Annotated in this window: 12 protein-coding genes; all 12 read left to right on the forward strand. The window is 72.0% G+C overall.

Features of this window, described 5'->3' with window-relative positions:
• Positions 1-38: 38 nt before the first annotated feature.
• The 12 genes from ACF1ED_RS19660 to ACF1ED_RS19715 all read left to right on the forward strand — a co-directional run bounded on the left by ACF1ED_RS19660 (position 39) and on the right by ACF1ED_RS19715 (position 21,188).
• Positions 39-1,058 (forward strand): rod shape-determining protein, encoded by a 1,020-nt coding sequence (locus ACF1ED_RS19660; RefSeq protein WP_019886273.1) that lies wholly within the window; start codon positions 39-41, stop codon positions 1,056-1,058.
• 76 nt (positions 1,059-1,134) lie between these two features.
• A complete protein-coding gene (gene mreC, locus ACF1ED_RS19665; RefSeq protein ID WP_391762060.1) occupies positions 1,135-2,199 on the forward strand; it encodes a rod shape-determining protein MreC in 1,065 nt (354 codons plus the stop codon).
• Entirely contained in the window at positions 2,196-2,864 is a 669-nt protein-coding gene (mreD, locus tag ACF1ED_RS19670) for a rod shape-determining protein MreD (protein WP_391762062.1), read from the forward strand. Before mreC ends, mreD begins: the two co-directional genes overlap by 4 nt.
• Before the next feature lie 19 nt (positions 2,865-2,883).
• The gene (gene mrdA, locus ACF1ED_RS19675) at positions 2,884-5,076 is read left to right on the forward strand and encodes a penicillin-binding protein 2 (protein WP_391762064.1); all 2,193 of its coding nucleotides are present in this window, start codon (positions 2,884-2,886) and stop codon (positions 5,074-5,076) included.
• Between the two features lie 4 nt (positions 5,077-5,080).
• Complete coding sequence (rodA, locus tag ACF1ED_RS19680) at positions 5,081-6,280, forward strand: rod shape-determining protein RodA (protein WP_391762066.1); 1,200 nt, start codon at positions 5,081-5,083, stop codon at positions 6,278-6,280.
• Between the two features lie 44 nt (positions 6,281-6,324).
• Positions 6,325-7,854 carry a CHAD domain-containing protein gene (locus ACF1ED_RS19685; RefSeq protein WP_391762068.1) on the forward strand — a complete coding sequence of 510 codons (1,530 nt, stop codon included), beginning with the start codon at positions 6,325-6,327 and terminating at the stop codon, positions 7,852-7,854.
• 52 nt (positions 7,855-7,906) lie between these two features.
• The gene (locus tag ACF1ED_RS19690) at positions 7,907-9,835 is read left to right on the forward strand and encodes a TIGR03960 family B12-binding radical SAM protein (protein WP_391762070.1); all 1,929 of its coding nucleotides are present in this window, start codon (positions 7,907-7,909) and stop codon (positions 9,833-9,835) included.
• 70 nt (positions 9,836-9,905) lie between these two features.
• The gene (locus tag ACF1ED_RS19695; protein ID WP_391762072.1) at positions 9,906-10,541 is read left to right on the forward strand and encodes a hypothetical protein; all 636 of its coding nucleotides are present in this window, start codon (positions 9,906-9,908) and stop codon (positions 10,539-10,541) included.
• Positions 10,542-10,783: 242 nt separating this feature from the next.
• The gene (locus ACF1ED_RS19700) at positions 10,784-11,575 is read left to right on the forward strand and encodes a TIGR03936 family radical SAM-associated protein (RefSeq protein ID WP_391762074.1); all 792 of its coding nucleotides are present in this window, start codon (positions 10,784-10,786) and stop codon (positions 11,573-11,575) included.
• A gap of 232 nt (positions 11,576-11,807) precedes the next feature.
• Positions 11,808-15,644 (forward strand): ribonuclease E/G, encoded by a 3,837-nt coding sequence (locus tag ACF1ED_RS19705; protein ID WP_391762076.1) that lies wholly within the window; start codon positions 11,808-11,810, stop codon positions 15,642-15,644.
• 394 nt (positions 15,645-16,038) lie between these two features.
• Positions 16,039-17,595, forward strand: a complete 1,557-nt coding sequence (locus ACF1ED_RS19710) for an integrin alpha (RefSeq protein WP_391762078.1) — start codon at positions 16,039-16,041, stop codon at positions 17,593-17,595.
• Positions 17,596-17,774: 179 nt separating this feature from the next.
• Complete coding sequence (locus tag ACF1ED_RS19715; RefSeq protein ID WP_391762080.1) at positions 17,775-21,188, forward strand: LamG domain-containing protein; 3,414 nt, start codon at positions 17,775-17,777, stop codon at positions 21,186-21,188.
• The last annotated feature ends 28 nt before the right edge of the window (positions 21,189-21,216 follow it).

Raw genomic sequence — 21,216 nt, forward strand, 5'->3', positions numbered from 1 at the left:
CCGCACCACCCTCAGCCATGGGAAACAAGGGGAACTTCATGTCGTTCATCGGCCGTGACATGGCTGTCGACCTCGGGACCGCCAACACGCTGGTGTACGTCAGGGGTCGAGGCATCGTCCTCAACGAGCCGTCCGTCGTCGCGATCAACACCAACACCGGCGGAATCCTCGCGGTGGGTGCCGAGGCGAAGAAGATGATCGGCCGGACCCCCGGCAACATCGTCGCCGTGCGTCCGCTCAAGGACGGCGTCATCGCCGACTTCGAGATCACCGAGCGGATGCTCCGCTACTTCATCCTGAAGATCCACAAGCGGCGCTACCTCGCCCGTCCCCGCGTCGTGGTCTGCGTGCCCTCCGGCATCACCGGCGTCGAGCGCCGCGCCGTCATCGAGGCCTCCACCCAGGCCGGTGCCCGCCAGGTGCACATCATCGAGGAGCCCATGGCCGCGGCCATCGGGTCCGGCCTCCCCGTCCACGAGGCCACCGGCAACATGGTCGTCGACATCGGCGGCGGCACCACCGAGGTCGCGGTGATCTCCCTCGGAGGAATCGTCACGGCACAGTCCATCCGGGTGGCCGGCGACGAGCTGGACAACGCGATCATCCAGCACATCAAGAAGGAGTACTCCCTCCTCCTCGGTGAGCGCACCGCCGAACAGATCAAGATCACCATCGGTTCGGCCTACGACCTGGAGCAGGACGAGCACACCGAGATCCGCGGCCGCGACCTCGTCTCGGGCCTCCCCAAGACCGTCGTCATCTCGGCCGCCGAGGTCCGCAAGGCCATCGAGGAGCCGGTCAACGCGATCGTCGACGCGGTGAAGACCACCCTGGACAAGTGCCCGCCGGAGCTCTCCGGTGACGTGATGGACCGTGGCATCGTTCTCACGGGTGGCGGCGCCCTGCTGCGCGGCCTCGACGAGCGGCTCCGCCGCGAGACCGGCATGCCGATCCACATCGCCGAGGACCCGCTGGACTCGGTGGCCCTCGGATCCGGCAAGTGCGTCGAGGAGTTCGAGGCCCTCCAGCAGGTCCTGGACGCCCAGCCGCGCCGCTGACCCCCCGGCCGGGCGCGAGCCCGTACGGTACGGACATCTGCACAACGAACCACGAGGAAGGGCACGGCCGCCGCACGTGAGGGACACACGAGAGAGCCGGCTGCTCCTGGTGCTGCTGGTCGCCATCGCGTTCGCGCTGATCACGGTGGACATCCGCGGCGGCCAGGAGTCGCCGGTGGACGGGGCCCGGCAGGCCGCCGCCGCCGTCTTCGGCCCGGTCGAGAACGGAGTCGCGGCGGCGGTCGATCCGATCGGCAACGCCATAGGCGCCGTCCGGGACTCCGGCGAGCGGCACACCCGGATCGCCGCCCTGGAGAAGGAGAACGCCGAGCTCAAGGCGGAGCTCGGCAGCGACGACCGCAACCGCAACCGGCTGCGCGAACTCGACTCCCTCCTCAAGACCGCCGGCGCCGGCCAGTACGGCATCAAGGGCGCCCAGGTCATCGGGATAGGGGCGGCCCAGGGCTTCTCCTGGACCGTCACCATCGACGCCGGCGCCCGCGACGGCATCCAGCGCGACATGACGGTCCTCAACGGGGCCGGACTCGTCGGCCGGGTCACCACCGTCGGCCCGTCCACCTCCACCGTCCTCCTCGCCAACGACCCCGACTTCACCGTCGGCACCCGGCTGGAGAAGAGCGACGAACTCGGCTTCGCCACCGGCCAGGGCGACCGCCCGCTGCTGGTCCAGCTCCTCAACGGCAAGGCCAAGGTGAAGCCGGGCGACCGCCTCGTCACCTTCGGCTCGGCCGGCGACCGGCCCTTCGTGCCCGGCGTGCCCGTCGGCGAGATCGTCCGCGTCGACCCCATGGGCGGCGGCCTGACCCGCAACGTCTACGTCCGCCCGTACGTCGGCTTCAGCAAGCTCGACATCGTCGGCGTCGTCGTCCAGGCCCCCCACTCCGACCCGCGCGACACGGTGCTGCCGCGGAAGCCGAAGCCCGCGCCGACCGTCACCGTCACGGTCACCGCGAAGCCGCCCGCCGAGGGCGAGCAGCCGCAGGGGGAGAAGGCCGACCAGCCGCTCCAGAACCAGCCGCGGAAGCCCGCGCAGGACCAGAACCAGGACCAGGGCCAGGCGCAGGACCCGAACCAGGACCAGGCGCAGGACCCGAACGACCAGGGGGACGCGACACCGTGAAGTTCAACCGCATCCTCCTCTCCGCGACCCTGATCGTCGTCGCGCTCGTCGTCCAGGTCTCCGTCCTCGCCCGGCTCCAGCTCCCCGGCGCCGTGCCCGACCTCGTCCTGCTCACCGTCGTCGCCCTCGCGCTGGTCCACGGTCCCGTCACCGGCTCGCTCGTCGGCTTCTCCGCCGGCCTCCTCGCCGACCTGGCCCCGCCCGCCGACCACGCCGCCGGCCGCTACGCCCTCGTCCTCTGCGTCGTCGGCTACCTCGTCGGCCTCGCCCGGCCCGAGAACGGCCGCTTCACCTCCGCGATCGGCCCGATGGCCGCCGTCGTCGGCGCGGCCGTCGGCTCGACCCTGCTCTACGCGGGCGTCGGCGCCCTCGTCGGCGACACCGCCGCCCGGCACGTCGGCCTCGCCTCCCTGCTCTTCACCGCCGTCGTCTACGACCTGCTGCTGGCCCCCTTCACCGTGCCGCTCATCATGGCGCTGGCCCGCCGCGCCGAGAACGACCCGGTCGCCGACGCCACGGGGGCGGGCGCGGGGGACGTCGCCTCCGGCTGGCTCTCCTCCGGCACCGGCCTGAGGATCGGCACCCAGCGCGGCGGCCTCCGCGTCAAGGCCGCCCGCAACCGCGCCACGCGCGCCGGACGCATCAAGGGAGTCAAGCGACTGTGACCGAGGGGGCCCCGGCAGCATGACCAACATCCCCGAGACCGGACGGACCCCCCGGGTCCAGACCCGGCTCGTCGTCATCCAGATCCTCGTCTTCTCGCTGCTGCTCACCCTGGGCGGCCGGCTCTGGTACCTCCAGATCCGCAACGGCAAGGAGTACGCCGACGAGGCCAAGAGCAACAACATCCAGCAGGTCGTCACGCCGGCCGTCCGCGGCTCCATCCTCGACGCCCGCGGCGTCCCGCTCGCCGACAACGAGACCCGGCTCGTGGTCTCCGCCTCGCGCACCGAGCTGATGAAGATGAAGGACGACGGCAAGGCCGTTCTCACCCGGCTCGCCGGCGTCCTGAACATGAAGCCCGAGGACGTCGTCAACAAGATCCGGCTCTGCGACTCCAAGACGCCCAAGCCCTGCTGGAACGGCTCCCCCTACCAGCCGATCCCGGTCACCGACGAGGCCACCGTCCAACAGGCGCTCACCATCCGCGAGAGCACCGAGGACTTCCCCGGCATCACCGCCGAGCTCACCGCCGTCCGCCGCTACCCGGCCCCCGGCAAGGCCCGCACCGCGCAGGTCCTCGGCTACCTCTCGCCGGTCACCGACGACGAGATCACCAAGGCGAAGGACACCGACTCGCCCTTCCTCCGCTCCGACCAGGTCGGCCGCTCCGGCATCGAGCGCACCTACGACAAGGAGCTGCGCGGCAAGGCCGGCGTCACCCGCTACGAGGTCGACAACCTCGGGCGCGTCATGGGCCAGACCAGGTCCGACCCGGGCGTGGCCGGCTCCACCCTCGTCACCAGCATCGACGCCCGCGTCCAGTCCGTCGCCGAGTACGAGCTCGCGCAGGCCATGAAGACGGTCCGCGGCGAGACCGACAAGATCACCGGTCGCAAGTACGAGGCCGACTCCGGCGCCGTCGTCGTCATGGAGACGAAGACCGGGCGGGTCGTCGCCATGGCCTCCCAGCCCGACTACGACCCCAACGTCTGGATCGGCGGCATCTCCGCCAAGGACTACGCAGCCCTCACCAGCAAGAACTCCAACTACCCGCTGCTCAACCGGGGCATCCAGGGCCAGGCCCCGGCCGGCTCCATCTTCAAGGTGATCTCCGCGAGCGCCGCCGTCCGGGCCGGCTACGACTTCAACGACAAGTACAACTGCAGCGCCTCCTACAGCCTCGGCAGCCGCAGCTTCGCCAACTTCGAGTCCCAGGGGCACGGCCCCATCACCCTCGGGGACGCCCTCAAGTACTCCTGCAACACCGTCTTCTACGCCCTCGGCCACAAGGAGTGGCAGAAGGACGGCGGCATCACGCCGAACAAGGACGCCCACGACTGGTTCTACACGACCGCCCGCGACTTCGGCCTCGGCTCGGAGACCGGCATCGACCTGCCCAACGAGGTCAAGGGCCGGATCCCGGACCGCCAGTGGAAGCAGGCGTTCTGGGAGGCCAACAAGGACGCCTGGTGCAAGCAGGGCAAGAAGGGCGGCAGCTACGTCGAGCAGATCGCGTACGAGAGCTGCCTGGAGGGCAACCAGCTGAAGGCGTACGACAGCATCAACTTCGCCATCGGGCAGGGCGACGTGCTCGTCACCCCCATCCAGATGGCCACCATCTACGCGGCCATCAGCAACGGCGGCACCCTCTACGACCCCACCGTCGGCAAGGCGATCATCAGCCCCGACGGCAAGCAGGTCCGCGAGATCGCGCCCAAGGCCCACGGCAAGCTGCCGATCGGCGCCCAGACCGTCCGCGACCTCGACAAGGGCCTGCGCTCCGTCGTCGAACCCGGCGGCACCGCCGCCTGGCGCTTCGGCGGCTGGCCCCAGGACAAGATCCCGATGCGCGCCAAGACCGGCACCGCCCAGGTCTACGGCAAGCAGACCACCTCCTGGCTCGCGACCTACACCGACGACTTCACCATCGTCATGACCATCTCCCAGGGCGGCACCGGCTCCGGCGCCTCCGGCCCCGCCGTCCGCAACATCTACGACGCCCTCTACGGCCTCGACGACGCCGGCAACCAGGACCTCAAGCGCGCCCTGCTCCCCGGGCCGCAGAAGACGCTGCCGAAGGTCAACGCCGACGGCACCATCGACGCGCCGGCGGTCAAGGCGTACGACCCCAAGTCCCAGCTGGTCGACCCGGCCGAGCAGAACGGCGCCGCGCCGCCGCCGCTCGCGGGCACCCCCGCCAACAGGAGGGACTGACCCGATGCCGACGCGGACGAGCTTCTCCGTCTCCCGCTACGCCCCCGAGCGCGGCACCGTCGCCCGGCTGACCGCCCGCGACTCGGTGCTGCGCCGGCTCGACTGGCCGATCCTGCTCTCGGCCCTGGCGCTCTCCCTCATCGGCTCGCTGCTGGTGTGGTCGGCGACCCGGGGCCGTACCGAGCTGAACAACGGCGACCCGTACTACTTCCTCTTCCGGCACCTGCTCAACACCGGCATCGGCGTGGCGCTGATGATCGGCACGGTCTGGCTCGGCCACCGCACCCTGCGCGGGGCGGTGCCGGTCCTCTACGGCCTGTCGATCGTGCTGATCCTCGCCGTCCTCACCCCGCTCGGCGCCACCATCAACGGCGCCCACGCGTGGATCGTGATCGGCGGCGGCTTCTCGCTCCAGCCCAGCGAGTTCGTCAAGATCACCATCATCCTGGTGATGGCGATGCTGCTGGCGTCGAAGGTGGACGCGGGCGACCAGCTCCACCCGGACCACGGCACCGTCGCCAAGGCCCTGGTGCTCGCCGCCCTCCCGATGGGCATCGTCATGCTCATGCCCGACCTGGGCTCGGTCATGGTGATGGTCGTCATCGTGCTCGGCGTCCTGCTCGCCTCCGGCGCCTCCAACCGCTGGGTCCTCGGCCTCATCTTCTCCGGCGTCGCCGGCGCGGTCCTCGTCACCGCCCTCGGCATGCTCGACGAGTACCAGATCAACCGCTTCGCCGCCTTCGCCAACCCGGACCTCGACCCTTCCGGCGTCGGCTACAACACCAACCAGGCCCGCATCGCCATCGGCTCCGGCGGCCTCACCGGCGCCGGCCTCTTCAACGGCCACCAGACCAGCGGTCAGTTCGTCCCCGAACAGCAGACCGACTTCGTCTTCACCGTCGCCGGCGAGGAGCTGGGCTTCATCGGCTCCGGCTTCATCCTGCTGCTCCTCGGCGTCGTCCTCTGGCGCGCCTGCCGGATCGCCCGCGAGACGACCGAGCTGTACGGCACGATCGTGGCCGCCGGCATCATCGCCTGGTTCGCCTTCCAGGCATTCGAGAACATCGGCATGAACCTCGGCATCATGCCCGTCGCCGGCCTCCCGCTCCCCTTCGTCTCCTACGGCGGCTCCTCGATGTTCGCCGTCTGGGTCGCGATCGGACTGCTCCAGTCGATCCGGGTGCAACGGCCGATGACGGCCTGACGTTCCGACGTATGCCGGGCCGCTTCGGCGGTTAGACGTGAAGCATGGCGGAGACCAAGCGCGAGATCGAGCGGAAGTACGAAGCCACCGCGGAGACCCGGCTGCCCGACCTCACCCGCGCGGCCGGCGTCGCGTCGGTGACGGACGAGGGCGTCACGGAGCTCGACGCGGTCTACTACGACACGGCCGACCTGAGACTCGCGGCCGACTCCCTCACCCTCAGGCGTCGCACCGGCGGCGCCGACGCCGGCTGGCACCTCAAGTTCCCGGTCGCCGCCGGCGTCCGCGACGAGGTCAGGGCCCCGCTCTCGGAGACGCTCCCGCGCTCCCTGGCGGAGCTCCTGCGTTCCCGCGTCCGGCACGGCGAGGTCGTCCCCGTCGTCCGCCTCCGCTCCTCGCGCGACGTGAGGCACCTGCGGGACGGGGACGGCACGGTCCTGGCCGAACTCTCCGTCGACACCGTCCACGCCGACCGCCTCCTCGACGGGCCGGGCGGTTCCGGTGCCACCGCCGCCTGGACCGAGATCGAGGTCGAACTCGCCGACGACGCCGACCCCGCCGTCCTCGACGCCGTCGAGAAGCGGCTGGGGAAGGCCGGCGTCCACCCCTCCGACACCCCCTCCAAACTCGCCCGCGCCCTCCACGAGACCGGCCTGGAACCGGCGGCACCCGCCGAGACGGACGCCGACGGCTCGGCGGGCGCCGCCGTCCTCGCGTACGCCCGGAAGCAGGTCGAGGCCCTGGTCCGGTTCGACCCCGCCGTCCGCCGCGACCTGCCCGACGCCGTCCACCAGATGCGGGTCGCCTGCCGCCGTCTGCGCAGCGCCTTCAAGTCCTACCGCAAGATCCTCGACCGGGACGTCACCGATCCGGTCGGCGCCGAGCTGAAATGGCTCGCCGGTGAACTCGGTCACGCCCGTGACCAGGAGGTCCTGGAGGCCCGGCTGAGCGACGCGCTCGACGCGCTGCCCCGCGAACAGCGCCACGGACCGGCCCGCGGCCGGCTGCGCACCTGGAGCAACGCCCGCACCCGGGACGCCCGCCGCCGCGCCCTCGACGCCCTCGACTCGCCCCGCCACCTCGCGCTCCTCGACGCCCTCGACGGCCTGCTCGCCGACCCGCCGCTGCGCCCCGGGGCGCGCAAGAAGGCCGCGAAGGCGCTGCCGAAGGCGGTCCGGCGCGACCACGGCCGGCTCGCCGAGCGGATGGGCCCCGCCCTCGCCCTCGACCCCGGCCACGACCGGGACGTCGCCCTCCACGAGGCACGCAAGGCCGCCAAGCGGGCCCGGTACGCCGCCGACGCCGCCGTCCCGACCCTCGGCAAGCCCGCGAAACGGTTCTCCAAGAGGGTGAAGGCCGTCCAGAGCCTCCTCGGCGACCACCAGGACACCGTCGTCGCCCGCGGCGCCCTGCGCGACCTGGCCACCGACGCCGAGAACGCCGGCGAACCCTCCTTCACCTGGGGCGTTCTCCACGCGCGGCAGGAGGCAGCGGCGGCGGCGGGCGAGCGCGAGCTGCCGGGGGTGTGGGAGCGGGCCGGGGCCCCGGAGATCCGGGCGGCGCTGAGCCGCTGAGCACCGGGGTACGCTTGAGAGTCGCCCCCCTGCCAGCTCACGAAGGTTCGAGATGTCTGCTGCCGAGTCTGTCTTCCCGCAGCTCGAAGCTCTGCTCCCGCACGTGCAGAAGCCGATCCAGTACGTCGGTGGAGAGCTGAACTCCACGGTCAAGCCGTGGGAGAGCGCCGACGTCCGCTGGGCTCTGATGTACCCGGACGCGTACGAGGTCGGTCTGCCCAACCAGGGCGTCATGATCCTGTACGAGGTGCTGAACGAGCGCGAGGGCGTCCTCGCCGAGCGCACCTACAGCGTGTGGCCGGACCTCGAAGAGCTGATGCGCGAGCACGAGGTGCCGCAGTTCACGGTCGACAGCCACCGCCCGGTCGGTGCCTTCGACGTGTTCGGCCTGTCCTTCTCCACCGAGCTGGGCTACACCAACATGCTCACCGCCCTCGACCTGGCGGGCATCCCGCTGGAGTCGAAGGACCGCACCGTCGACCACCCCATCGTGCTCGCCGGAGGCCACGCCGCCTTCAACCCCGAGCCGATCGCGGACTTCATCGACGCGGCCATCATCGGCGACGGCGAGCAGGCCGTCCTCGACATGACCGAGATCATCCGCGGGTGGAAGGCCGAGGGGCGTCCGGGCGGCCGCGAGGAGGTCCTGCTCCGCCTCGCCAAGACCGGCAGCGTCTACATCCCGGCGTTCTACGACGTCGAGTACCTGCCGGACGGCCGCATCGGCCGCGTCGTCCCGAACCGCTCGGGCGTGCCGTGGCGCGTGTCCAAGCACACCGTCATGGACCTCGACGAGTGGCCGTACCCCAAGCAGCCCCTCGTGCCGCTCGCGGAGACCGTCCACGAGCGCATGTCCGTCGAGATCTTCCGCGGCTGCACCCGCGGCTGCCGCTTCTGCCAGGCCGGCATGATCACGCGCCCCGTGCGGGAGCGAAGCATCACCGGCATCGGCGAGATGGTGGACCGGGGCCTCAAGGCCACGGGCTTCGAGGAGGTCGGCCTCCTCTCCCTCTCCTCCGCGGACCACTCGGAGATCGGCGAGATCGCGAAGGGCCTGGCGGACCGCTACACCGAGGACAAGGTGGGCCTGTCCCTCCCCTCGACCCGCGTCGACGCCTTCAACGTCGACCTGGCCAACGAGCTGACCCGCAACGGCCGCCGCTCGGGCCTCACCTTCGCCCCCGAGGGCGGCTCCGAGCGCATGCGCAAGGTCATCAACAAGATGGTCTCGGAGGAGGACCTGATCCGGACCGTCTCCACCGCGTACGGCAACGGCTGGCGCCAGGTGAAGCTGTACTTCATGTGCGGCCTGCCGACGGAGACGGACGAGGACGTCCTCCAGATCGCCGACATGGCGATGAACGTGATCGCCGAGGGCCGCAAGGTCTCCGGGCAGAACGACATCCGCTGCACCGTCTCCATCGGCGGCTTCGTCCCCAAGCCGCACACCCCCTTCCAGTGGGCCCCGCAGCTGTCGGCCGAGGAGACGGACGCCCGCCTGCTCAAGCTCCGCGACAAGATCCGCGGCGACAAGAAGTACGGCCGCTCGATCGGCTTCCGCTACCACGACGGCAAGCCCGGCATCGTCGAGGGCCTCCTCTCCCGCGGCGACCGCCGCATCGGCGCCGTCATCCGCGCGGTCTACGAGGACGGCGGCCGCTTCGACGGCTGGCGCGAGCACTTCTCGTACGACCGCTGGATGGCCTGCGCGGAGAAGACCCTCCCCGAGCAGGGCGTGGACGTCGCCTGGTACACCACCCGCGAGCGCTCCTACGAGGAGGTCCTGCCCTGGGACCACCTGGACTCCGGCCTCGACAAGGACTGGCTCTGGGAGGACTGGCAGGACGCCCTCGACGAGACCGAGGTCGAGGACTGCCGCTGGACCCCGTGCTTCGACTGCGGCGTCTGCCCGCAGATGGACACCCACATCCAGATCGGCCCCACCGGCAAGAAGCTGCTGCCGCTGACCGTGGTGAAGTAGCCGGGTAACGCCTTGGTGACGGCCCGGCGGAGGGGAAACCCTCCGCCGGGCCTTCGTCGTCAATCTGGGCATGAACACGGAAAACCCGGGCTGCCTCACGGGAGTGGCCCGCGCCGTCGCCCTCGTGGTCGTCCTGCCCTTCCGGCTGCTCTGGGACGCTCTCGTCTGGTGCGGCCGGCAACTCTGGCGGTGGATCCTCGCCCCCGTCGGCCGCGCCCTCGGATGGCTCGTCCACCACCTCCTCGTCCTTCCCCTGCGGTGGCTGTGGGAGTGGGTGCTCCTGCCGGTCCTCAAGGCCCTGTGGTGGGTGGTCGACCTGCTGGTGGTCACCCCGCTGCGGTGGCTGTGGGAGTGGGTGCTCGTCCCGGTCGCCAAGGCCCTGTGGTGGGTGGTCGACCTGCTGGTCGTCACGCCCCTGAGCTGGCTCTGGCGGTACGTGCTCGGACCCGTCCTCCGGGTCGTCGGCGCCGCCCTCGCCCGGGCCTGGCGGGTCGCCGGGGAGATCTCGCGCGCCGTCGGCCGCGCCCTGCGCTGGGTGCTGTGGAACGCGATCGGCCGGCCCCTCGCCTGGGCGTACCGGACGGTCCTCGCCCCCGTCGGCCGCTGGCTGCGCCGGTACGTGTGGGAGCCGGTCGCCACCGTCGCCCGCGCCGTGCGCGCCGCCGCCCGCGAGGTCCGGACGGCGCTCTTCGGCGGACCCCGCTGACGCACCGCCGACCCCGGCGGGGAACCCGAGGTGGCCCGGGCGCGTACTCTGGGTAGTACAACGAACGTACCCGGCGCGGCGCCCGCCCCCGAGATCTCCCCGCCCAGGGCGGGGGTGATCCGGGCGGGAGCCCACGGGACGTCCCGAGACTTCCGGGCGGCGCGCCACCCGCGCCCGCCCCGCACCGAGGAGAAGAACCACTGGGCAAGCGACAGCCCGAAGGCCCGCCGCCCGCACCGGCGGTGCAGCGCATCCGTCTGCGCTACACCAAGCGCGGCCGCCTCCGGTTCACCAGCCACCGCGACTTCCAGCGCGCCTTCGAGCGCGCCCTGCGCCGCGCCGAGGTGCCCATGGCGTACTCGGCCGGATTCACCCCGCACCCCAAGGTGTCGTACGCCAACGCCGCCCCCACGGGTACGGGCTCCGAGGCCGAGTTCCTGGAGATCGCCCTCACCGAGCGCCGCGACCCGGAGATCCTCCGGGCCCTGCTCGACGAGTCCCTCCCGGACGGCCTCGACATCACCGACGCCGTGGAGGCCCGCACCTCCGGCCTCGCCGACCGGCTCACCGCCTCCGTGTGGGAGCTCCGGCTCGACGGCGTCCCCGTCGACGACGCCCGCAAGGCCGTCGAGGCCTTCCTCGCGGCCGAGACCGTCGAGGTGCAGCGCAAGACCAAGAACGGCGTCCGCACCTTCGACACCCGCTCCGCCGTCGCCGAGCTCGTCGCGGACCGTCCCCAGGGCGATCCCCAGGGTGATAGGCCCGCCGACGATGCCTGTGCGATACTGCGGCTGGTTGTTCGGCACGTGACACCTGCCGTGCGACCCGACGACGTCCTGTCCGGTCTCCGAGCCGTGGCCGACCTGGCGCCGCCGGTCCCCGCAGCGGTGACCAGGCTGGCGCAGGGGCTCTTCGACGAGGAGTCCGGCACGGTGACCGACCCGCTCGCGCCCGACCGCGAGGCAGTCACGGCCGCCCCTTCCACGGCCGCCGCGACCGCCCAGGCGACGGCGCCGGAGGCAGGCCCCGCGTAGGGGACGGAGTCGAGCGCAGCCCTGGCACTCGGGAGCCACCTGGGTCGGGCAGCGCACTGACCAGAAGACTTTCGCCAGGCCGTACGCATCGGGCGTACGGAACCGGCGAGCCAGACATTCAGCTCCCGTGCGGCGCCCGCGCCCCGGACGGCGGCACCGCGCTCGACGCGCGTCCGTGCCGCCCACCGGAATCCGACGCGGCGCCCGGGAGCGCGACGGGAGAACCGCCCGCATGCTCGAAGACACCAACGAGACCACCGAGAACAACGACAGCAACGCCCCCGGTGACAAGCTGCCGCCGCGCCGCCGGCGCCGCGCCGCCTCCCGGCCCGCCGGCCCGCCGGTGACGGCCGCCGGCGAGACCGCCGAGGCCACCGAGGCCGTCGAGACCACCCCGGCCGCCGAGACCCCGGCCGCCGAGCCGGAGGCCGCCCCGGCCCGCACCCGCCGCCGCGCGACCCGCAAGACGGCCGCTCCGGCGCCGGTCGCGGCCGAGGAGACGGTCGTCGAGGCGCCCGCGGCCGTCGAGGCGCCCGCCGCGCCCGCCGCCGTCGAGGAGCCCGCCGAGGCCGCCCCGGCCCGTACCCGCCGCCGCGCCACCCGCAAGGCCACCGCCCCGGTCACGGCCCCGGCCGCCGCCGAGGCCGTGGAGGCCGTGGAGGCCGTCCCGGCCCCCGCCGCCGAGGAGCAGGAGGAGCCCGAGGCCGCCCCGGCGCGCCCGCGCCGCCGTGCCACCCGCCGCGCCAGCGCCCCGGCCACCACCCCGGCCCCGGCCGAAGAGGCCCAGGTGCCCGCCGAGCCGGTCGCCGAGCCCGTTGCCGAGGCCGTCGTCGAGGAGCCGGCCGAGCCGGTCGCCGAGGCCGCCCCGCCGGCCCGGACCCGCCGCCGTGCCACCCGCCGCGCCGCCGCCCCCGAGACCGCCCCGGGCGCCGCGGCCGAGCTCGCCGCCCCGGCCTCCGGCGAGGCGCTGCCCGAGGACACCGTCGAGGCCATCGCCTCCCAGGGCGCCGAGGTCGCCGCCGCAGAGACCGCCGCCACCCGTGGCCGCGGCCGCCGCCGCGTCAGCACCCCGCAGTTCACCTCCGAGCCGCCCACCGCCGAGGACGCCCCGCGCCGCCGGCGCGCCGAGCGCCCGGCCGTCGCCGTCTTCCAGGCTCCGGTCTTCGCCGAGCCGATGTTCCAGACGCCGGAGACCGCCGCGTTCGCCGCCGCCGCTGCCGCCGAGGTCGAGGAGGAGGAGCCGGAGGAGACGGAGGAGACCGTCACCGAGACGGTCGAGGTCGTCGAGCCCGCCGAGCGCGCCGAGACCGGTTCGCGCCGCCGTCGCCGCCGCCGCGGCGAGCCGGTCGCCGTCGAGCCCGTCCCGTCGACCGTCGCCGACGAGCCCGAGGTCGAGCACGTCGCCGACGAGGCCGAGGAGGAGGCCGAGGAGTCCGAGGACGCCGACGAGTACGGCGACCGTCCCTCCCGCCGCCGTCGCCGGGGCGGCCGTCGCCGCCGCCGGGGCGAGTCCGCCGAGGCGGAGGAGTCCGAGGAGGGCGACGAGACCGACGAGTTCCACGCCGAGGACACCGACGAGGAAGCGGAGGAGTCCGAGGACGCCGACGACTCCGGCCTGTCCGGCAGCAGCAGCTCCCGTCGCCGTCGCCGCCGTCGCCGCCGCAGCGGTGACGCCGCCGGCGAGAGCGACTCGGCCGACGAGGACGGCGTCCGCACGGTCGTCAAGGTCCGCGAGCCCCGCCCGGCCCGCGAGAAGGCCGAGCCGTCCGACGAGGTGCAGTCCATCAAGGGCTCCACCCGCCTGGAGGCCAAGAAGCAGCGCCGCCGCGAGGGCCGCGAGCAGGGCCGCCGCCGCGTCCCGATCATCACCGAGGCCGAGTTCCTCGCCCGCCGCGAGGCCGTCGAGCGCGTCATGGTCGTCCGCCAGAACGGCGAGCGCACCCAGATCGGCGTCCTGGAAGACAACGTGCTCGTCGAGCACTACGTCAACAAGGAGCAGGCCACCTCGTACGTCGGCAACGTCTACCTGGGCAAGGTCCAGAACGTGCTGCCGTCGATGGAGGCCGCCTTCGTCGACATCGGCAAGGGCCGCAACGCCGTCCTGTACGCCGGCGAGGTCAACTTCGAGGCGCTCGGCATGGGCCACGGCCCGCGCCGCATCGAGTCCGCCCTCAAGTCCGGCCAGTCGGTCCTGGTGCAGGTCACCAAGGACCCGATCGGCCACAAGGGCGCCCGCCTCACCAGCCAGGTCTCCCTCCCGGGCCGCTACCTCGTGTACGTCCCCGAGGGCTCGATGACCGGCATCAGCCGCAAGCTCCCGGACACCGAGCGCGCCCGGCTGAAGACCATCCTCAAGAAGATCGTCCCCGAGGACGCGGGCGTCATCGTGCGCACCGCCGCCGAGGGCGCGAGCGAGGACGAGCTGCGCCGTGACGTCGAGCGCCTGCAGGCGCAGTGGGCCGACATCCAGAAGAAGGCCAACCAGATCTCGACGTCGGTGCCGACCCTGCTCTACGGCGAGCCGGACATGACGGTCCGCGTGGTCCGCGACATCTTCAACGAGGACTTCTCCAAGGTCATCGTGAGCGGCGACGACGCCTGGGACACCATCCACGGCTACGTCTCGCACGTCGCGCCCGACCTGGCCGACCGCCTGACGCGGTGGACCAGCGAGGTCGACGTCTTCGCCACCTACCGGATCGACGAGCAGCTGATGAAGGCGCTCGACCGGAAGGTCTGGCTGCCGTCCGGCGGCTCGCTGGTGATCGACAAGACCGAGGCGATGATCGTCGTCGACGTCAACACCGGCAAGTTCACCGGCCAGGGCGGCAACCTGGAGGAGACCGTCACCAGGAACAACCTGGAGGCGGCCGAGGAGATCGTGCGCCAGCTGCGGCTGCGCGACCTCGGCGGCATCGTCGTCATCGACTTCATCGACATGGTCCTGGAGTCCAACCGCGACCTGGTGCTCCGCCGCCTCCTGGAGTGCCTGGGCCGTGACCGGACCAAGCACCAGGTGGCCGAGGTCACCTCGCTCGGCCTGGTGCAGATGACCCGCAAGCGGGTCGGCCAGGGCCTCCTGGAGTCCTTCTCCGAGACCTGCGTCCACTGCAACGGCCGCGGCGTCATCGTCCACATGGAGCAGCCGGCCACCCACGGCGGCGGTGGCGGCAAGCGCTCGAAGAAGCGCGGCCGCGGCGGCGACGAGCACACCCACGAGCACGCCCACGACCACGCCCCGGAGACGCACGAGGCGGAGACCGAGGCCGAGGTCGCGGCCGAGCTGGCCGCCCCGGTGGCCGTGCCGGTGCCGATCGCCCCGGACGAGGAGCTGTACGGCAGCGTCGCCGAGGCCGAGGCCGCCGCGACGCGCGGCCGTGGCCGCCGCCGCGCGACCCGCAGGGCGACCGCGCCGGTGACCCCGGCCGCCGCCCCGGCCCCGACCCCGATCGCGGAGCCGGAGCCCGTGGTGGAGGCGGCGCCGGAGCCGGTCGTGGAGACCGTGCCCGAGCCGGTCGTGGAGACCGTCGGGGACGTCGCGGAGGCGGCCCCCGCCCCGCGTGCCCGCCGTCGTGCCACCCGTCGCGCGACCTCCCCGGTCGTCGCGACCGGCGAGCAGGCCGCTGAGGCCGAGGTCGTCGTCGCGCCGGAGCCGGAGGCCGTACCGGCGCCGGAGCCGGTCGCGGAGACCGCGCCCGAGCCGGTCGTCGAGCCCGAGCCCGTCGTCGAGGAGGCCCCCGTGGCCGCCGCGCCGCGTGCCCGCCGCCGGGTGGTCCGCAAGGCCACGGCCCCGGCCGGTGCCCCCGCCGGCGCCGAGGCCGCCGAGATCGTGGTGCCCGCGACCGCCCCGGCCGAGGAGCCCGCGGTGGACGCCGAGCCGGCCGCCGAGGAGTCCGAGGCCGCCCCGGCGGCCAAGAAGACCGCCCGGAAGACCGCGAAGAAGGCCACCGCCAAGAAGGCCGCCACGAAGAAGACGGCGGCCAAGAAGACGGTGGCGAAGAAGACGGCCGCCAAGAAGGCCCCGGCCAAGAAGGCTGCGGAGAAGTCCCCGGCGCCCGCCCAGGACTGACGCCCCAGCAGGTCCACCGAAGTCCCGCTCGCACCGATCTCACGGTGCGGGCGGGACTTTGTCATGTCGCGAGGGCACTGTTCGGGCGAGAATGATCAATTTCGGACAACACCCGTTGCCTCTTATTCACAGGAAGTGCACAGTGACTGCACTGCTTTGGCGGTTGTCGTGGGTGGGGATTCCGACACTGGGGGGACGGGGGGCTCAGGCCTGTGTGCGTACGCACCAGGCCTGATCTGTGCTGCCATGTTCGTTTTCCGTCGTGTCCCGCGGGCCGACCGCTGTCCAGCAGCGAGGGTCACATGACGGAGATGAGCACATTCACGTGAGAAGAAAGACCAGTTCCACGCCGAGCGGCGTGGCCGGGCGGAACACCGCCCGAGGGGTCGTGGCCGTGTCGGCCGCGGTCCTCGCCTTCACCCTGTCGGCCGGACCGGAGCCCCTGGGCGTACCGGCCGCGGCCGCCACGGCTTGTACCGGGATCGACTCGGACTTCAACGGCGACGGGATATCGGACACGGCCATCGCCGATCCGGAGGCCACGGCCAACGGAGTCGCCAAGGCCGGAGTCGTGCACATCGTGTACGGAGGGCCGGCGGGAACGCTCACCCTGACGCAGGAGGCCGCCCAGGCGGGCCCGTCCGAGGCGGACGACCGCTTCGGCTACGCGCTGGCCGTCTACGACGCCAACCTCGACGGCTGCGCCGACCTGGCCATCGGTTCGCCGTACGAGGACGTCGGCACCACCGCCGTCGACTCCGGCCGCGTCGTGGTCGTCTACGGGTCGACCGCCGGACTGGGCGCCGGAAAGGCGACCGTCGAGTACGTCCAGCAGACCGCGCCGCTGGCGCCGCTCGCCGCCGAGGCGCACGACTGGTTCGGCTACGCCCTGGAGGCCGGCAAGACGCGGGCGGGCGTGCCGTTCCTCATCGCGAGCATGCCGGGCGAGGACGTCGGCACGGGGATCGACGCGGGAGGGCTGGTGTACTTCTCCGGCTCCACCACGGTCACGGCCGGCGTCGTCAACCAGGACCAGAGCACGACGGCCGGAGCGGTGCCCGACGCCGTGGAGTCGTATGACCGGTTCGGCGAGTCGATCACCGCCACCCCGGACTACTTCGCGGTCGGTTCCCCCGGCGAGGGCACCGGGACCGCCGAGCAGGCGGGATCGGTGACGCTCTTCAACCACGCGCTCACCTCCAACATCCCCAAGCCGCTGAACGCGATCACCCAGGACAGCCCGAACGTGAACGGTGGCTGTGAGACCGGCGACGGTTTCGGAACGGCGGTCGCGGCGGTCGACTCCACGAGCAACCCCGTCTCGGGCAACAAGATGCTCCTCGCGGTCGGCACCCCCGGTGAGGACCTCGCGAACGTGGACGGCGGCTCCGTCCAGCTCTTCTCGGTCGACAGCGCCGGCGCGTTCACGGAGAGCGCCTGGATCGACCAGGACGGCGCGAACATCGACGACAAGGTCGAGGCGGGCGACTACTTCGGACAGCGCCTCGCCGCCTACCGGCCGAAGAACATCTCCCCGGCCTATCTGGCGATCGGTGTTCCCGGCCAGGACAGCGATGGCTTCGCCGACCGGGGCGCCGTGCACACCTTCATGATGTTCGAGGCCACGGGTGCGACCGACCGCCTCCTGAAGCCGGGCATGCCGCTGGAGCCCGAGGAGACGGGCGTCGGCTTCCCGTCACCGCCGCTCCCGGACAACATCATCCCGGCTGTCGCTGGTGAGCGCTTGTACGCCGGTCTGAGCCTGAGTGCAGATGAGGGGGGTCTTCGCATCGGTCTTCCCTACGGGCCGCCGGGGGGCAGCGCTGTGCACGTTTTCACATGGGGCCGCGGAGACAACACCGCTACGGCAGGCCCTCCGCGCCGGACCTTCAAGCCCGGTCTGAACGGCCTGCCCGCCGAGCACAACACCTTCGGGACGGTGACCCGCTGATGAGGCGTCACGACATCACACGGGCTGGCACGGAGCGTTCCCCGCTCCGCCGCGCCTCCCTGATCGCCCTCCTCACCGGAGCCCTGGCGGTCACCTCCGTCCTTCCCGCGTCCGGATCCGGCGCCGAAGCGAGCGGACCGGCGCGGGCCGGGGCCGTTCAGGAGGCTCCGTCCGAGGCGATGACGGAAACACAGGCACTGGCCTCGGCCCGTGCCCACAACAAGCAGGTCGAAGTCCTCGGCCTGCGCACCGAGCAGCGAGAGGTCTTCGCGGCGCCGGACGGCACGTACACGGCACGGGAGTACACCGAGCCCGTCCACACGGTGAAGAACGGCAAGTGGGTCGACATCGACCGGACGCTGGTCGAGCGCCCGGACGGCACGGTCGGCCCGAAGGCCGTCACAGTGGGCCTGACGTTCTCGGGCGGCGAGGCGGGCAAGCCGTTCGTCACCATGAGCAGCGGCAGTCGGGAGATGTCCCTGACCTGGCCCTACGGCAAGCTCCCCGCCCCGGTCCTCGACGGTGACTCCGCCACCTACCCCGACGCGCTCCCCGGCGTCGACCTCAAGGTCCGGGCCGAGGCGAACGGTTTCGCCCACCTCCTGGTCGTGAAGACCCCCGAGGCGGCCGCCGACGCGCGCCTGTCGAGGCTCGACCTCGGTCTCAAGACCAAGGGGCTCACCTACAAGAAGGGCGCGAACGGCGCGCTCACCGCCGAGGACAGCGCGGTCGGCGGCACGGTCTTCGAGTCCGGCGCCCCGAGCATGTGGGACTCCGCGGGTTCGCGGGAGGAGGCCACCGGCGCGCAGGGACCGACGGCGTCCGGTGAAGCGCCGGCCGCCCGGAGCGCCACCGGTGCTCCGGCTCCCGCCCTGGAGGGGCCGGGCGGCGGGGGCAAGGCCGCTCCGCTCGGCATCGAGCTGGCTCAGGACAGGATGACGCTGGTCCCCGACCAGAAGCTGCTGCGGGAGAAGTCCACCGTCTTCCCGGTCGTCATCGACCCCATCCAGAAGACCACCGACCGCTCCGGCTGGACCGCCGTCATGAACGGCAAGCCGACCATCGGCGAGTGGCAGTACGCCGGCAGCGCGGGCGTCGGCAAGTGCCCGACCGACTACAACCCCGTGTCGTGCAACGGCGTCGGCGTGCGCCGCGTGATGTTCCAGTTCCCGCTCTCCTTCTACGCGAACAAGCAGATCCTGAGCGCGAACTTCGCGGCGCGCGTCCAGCACGTGTACTGGGCCGACGCCCGGGCCGAACCCGTCCAGCTGTACCGGGTCGCCGGCGAGACCGCGCGCATCGACGCGGGCAGCAACTGGAACAACACGCAGAACGTCACCCTCACCACGCTGGAGACCCTGGACCAGAAGATCCAGCCCACCAGCTGCGAGTCCCAGGCGAACCTGAACATCAAGTCCGCGGCGACCGGAGGCCTCAGCAACAGCATCCGTACCGCCGCCACCGAGGGCTGGTCCTCGATCGTGCTGGGCCTGCGCGCGCAGGACGAGACCACGTTCGGCGGCTGGAAGCGGGTCTGCGGGAACGCCTACCTGTCGATCAGCTACAACACGCTGCCGGGCCTGATCGGGCCGGGCTCCATGTCGTCGAACCCCGGTGGCGCCTGCGTCACGGGCGCCGCCCGCCCGTACACCGACGTGCTGCCGACGCTCAAGGCCTACGCCAACGACAAGGACGACAACGACCAGGTCAAGGTCCGCTTCAAGGTCGAGTGGAGGGACGGTTCGAACGTGCTCCGCTCCTACACCTACGACACGGTGACCAAGGCGCCCACTCCCACGACCCAGTTCACCCACGTGGTCCAGGAGACGATCCCCCAGAACACCGTCATCTCCTGGTCGGCGGTCGCCCACGACGGCGACGGCTGGGGCCCGTGGAGCGGCAAGTGCGAGTTCATCTACGACAAGACCTTCCCGGGCGCGCCCACGGTGACCAGCGCGCGCTATCCGGAGGACACGATCTACCACGACGGTGTGGGGGCGGCCGGAACCTTCGCCTTCAAGACCAACACCACCGACTCCATCGTCGACACGGACGTGATCAAGTACCGCTACTCCTTCGACGGTGAGCCCTTCAAGGACGTGGCCAACACGACCGGAGGCGGGTCCGCCTCCGTGAACTGGACTCCCATGAGGCCGGGACCGCACTGGGTCGACGTGATGGCGGTCGACAAGGCGGCGCACCCCAGCGCCGTCAACCGGCACGGCTTCTACGTGTCCTCGGGTCTCGCCACGGCCGCGCAGTGGAACCTGGCGGACGAGGTGGGCAGCGATGTCGCTCTCGACGAGCAGGGCGGCAACAAGGGGGCGGTCGGTCCCGGCGTCGACTTCGGCGTTCCCGGACCGGGCGGCATCGTCGATTATGCCGCGAACTTCGACGGCACCGAGGGCAGCTGGATCGACGCCGACCACTCCGTGATCGACACGTCCAAGGGCTTCGCCGTCAGTCTCTGGGCCCGGCCCACCGACCTGAGCCGTGACATGACGGTCGTCAGCCAGGACGGCACCGGCGAGCCGGGCTTCGTCATCGGCTACGACGCCGCCGCCAAGAACTGGAAGTTCTCCGTTCCGTCCACCGATGTGGAGAGCCTCGGAGAATGGAAGGCCGTGGGCGGTACGGTCAGCCCGGTCGTGAACGAGTGGGTGCTGCTCACCAGCGTCTACGACGCCGCCACCCGCAAGCTCCAGCTGTACGTGAACAAGACGCTCGTCGGAGAGACGGTGCGCCGCACCACGTGGAGGTCCTTCGGGGCGTTCCAGATCGGCCGCCACATCACCAAGTCGGGCTACGAGAACCACTACGAGGGAGACCTCGCGGAGGTCCGGGTCTTCAGCCGGCCGCTCGTAGCGACGCAGATCGACGGCCTCGCCCTGGCACGCCCGGCCCGCAAGGGCTACTGGCAGATGAACGCCAAGGAGTCTGGGGCCGTCCCGGAGTTCGGAGGCGGCCAGCCGATGACGCTGGCCGGTGGAGCGGACCTGTACATCGTGCCTCCGAACGACGACTTCGCGGACAGCGCGCTGGTGGGGACCGGGCATCTGGTCCTGGATGCGGCGGGCGAGTACGGCTCGACCGCGACGCCTCCCGTGACGGGCGCGTCGAGCTTCACGATCTCGGCCCGGGTCCGGCTGAGCGCGCTTGACCCCACCGTCTCCCAGACGGTGTTCGCGCTGCCGGGCAAGAACGCCAACCGGGTGCAGGTCCGCTATCAGGCCGCGACCAAGCGGTGGCAGCTGGCCATCGGCACGGCCGACACGGCCGGCGCCGCCGTCACGACGTGGACCGACGACCAGGTCCGGCCGAGCAACACGGTCAGCCAGCACCTGGCCGTGGTGTACGACGCCTACGCGGGACAGGTCCGTCTATACGTGAACGGTCAGCCTGCGGTGGACAAGGCCATGGGCGACGACCTCACCACCTGGGCCGCCACCGGCGGCCTCCAGGTGGGTCGCTCGTCGCTCGGCGCGGCGGAGTACTTCGCCGGGGTCATCGACGAGGTCCGCGCCTACGGCGGCGCGCTCGACCGGACGGCCATCGAGCAGCTCGCCGGCACCGGCGAGCTGACCGACCGCTAGTCCGGCCCGGAACCGACGGAACCCACGA

It is taken from the genome of Streptomyces sp. NPDC014656 (assembly GCF_043084305.1).
In the GTDB taxonomy this organism is placed as follows: Bacteria; Actinomycetota; Actinomycetes; order Streptomycetales; family Streptomycetaceae; genus Streptomyces.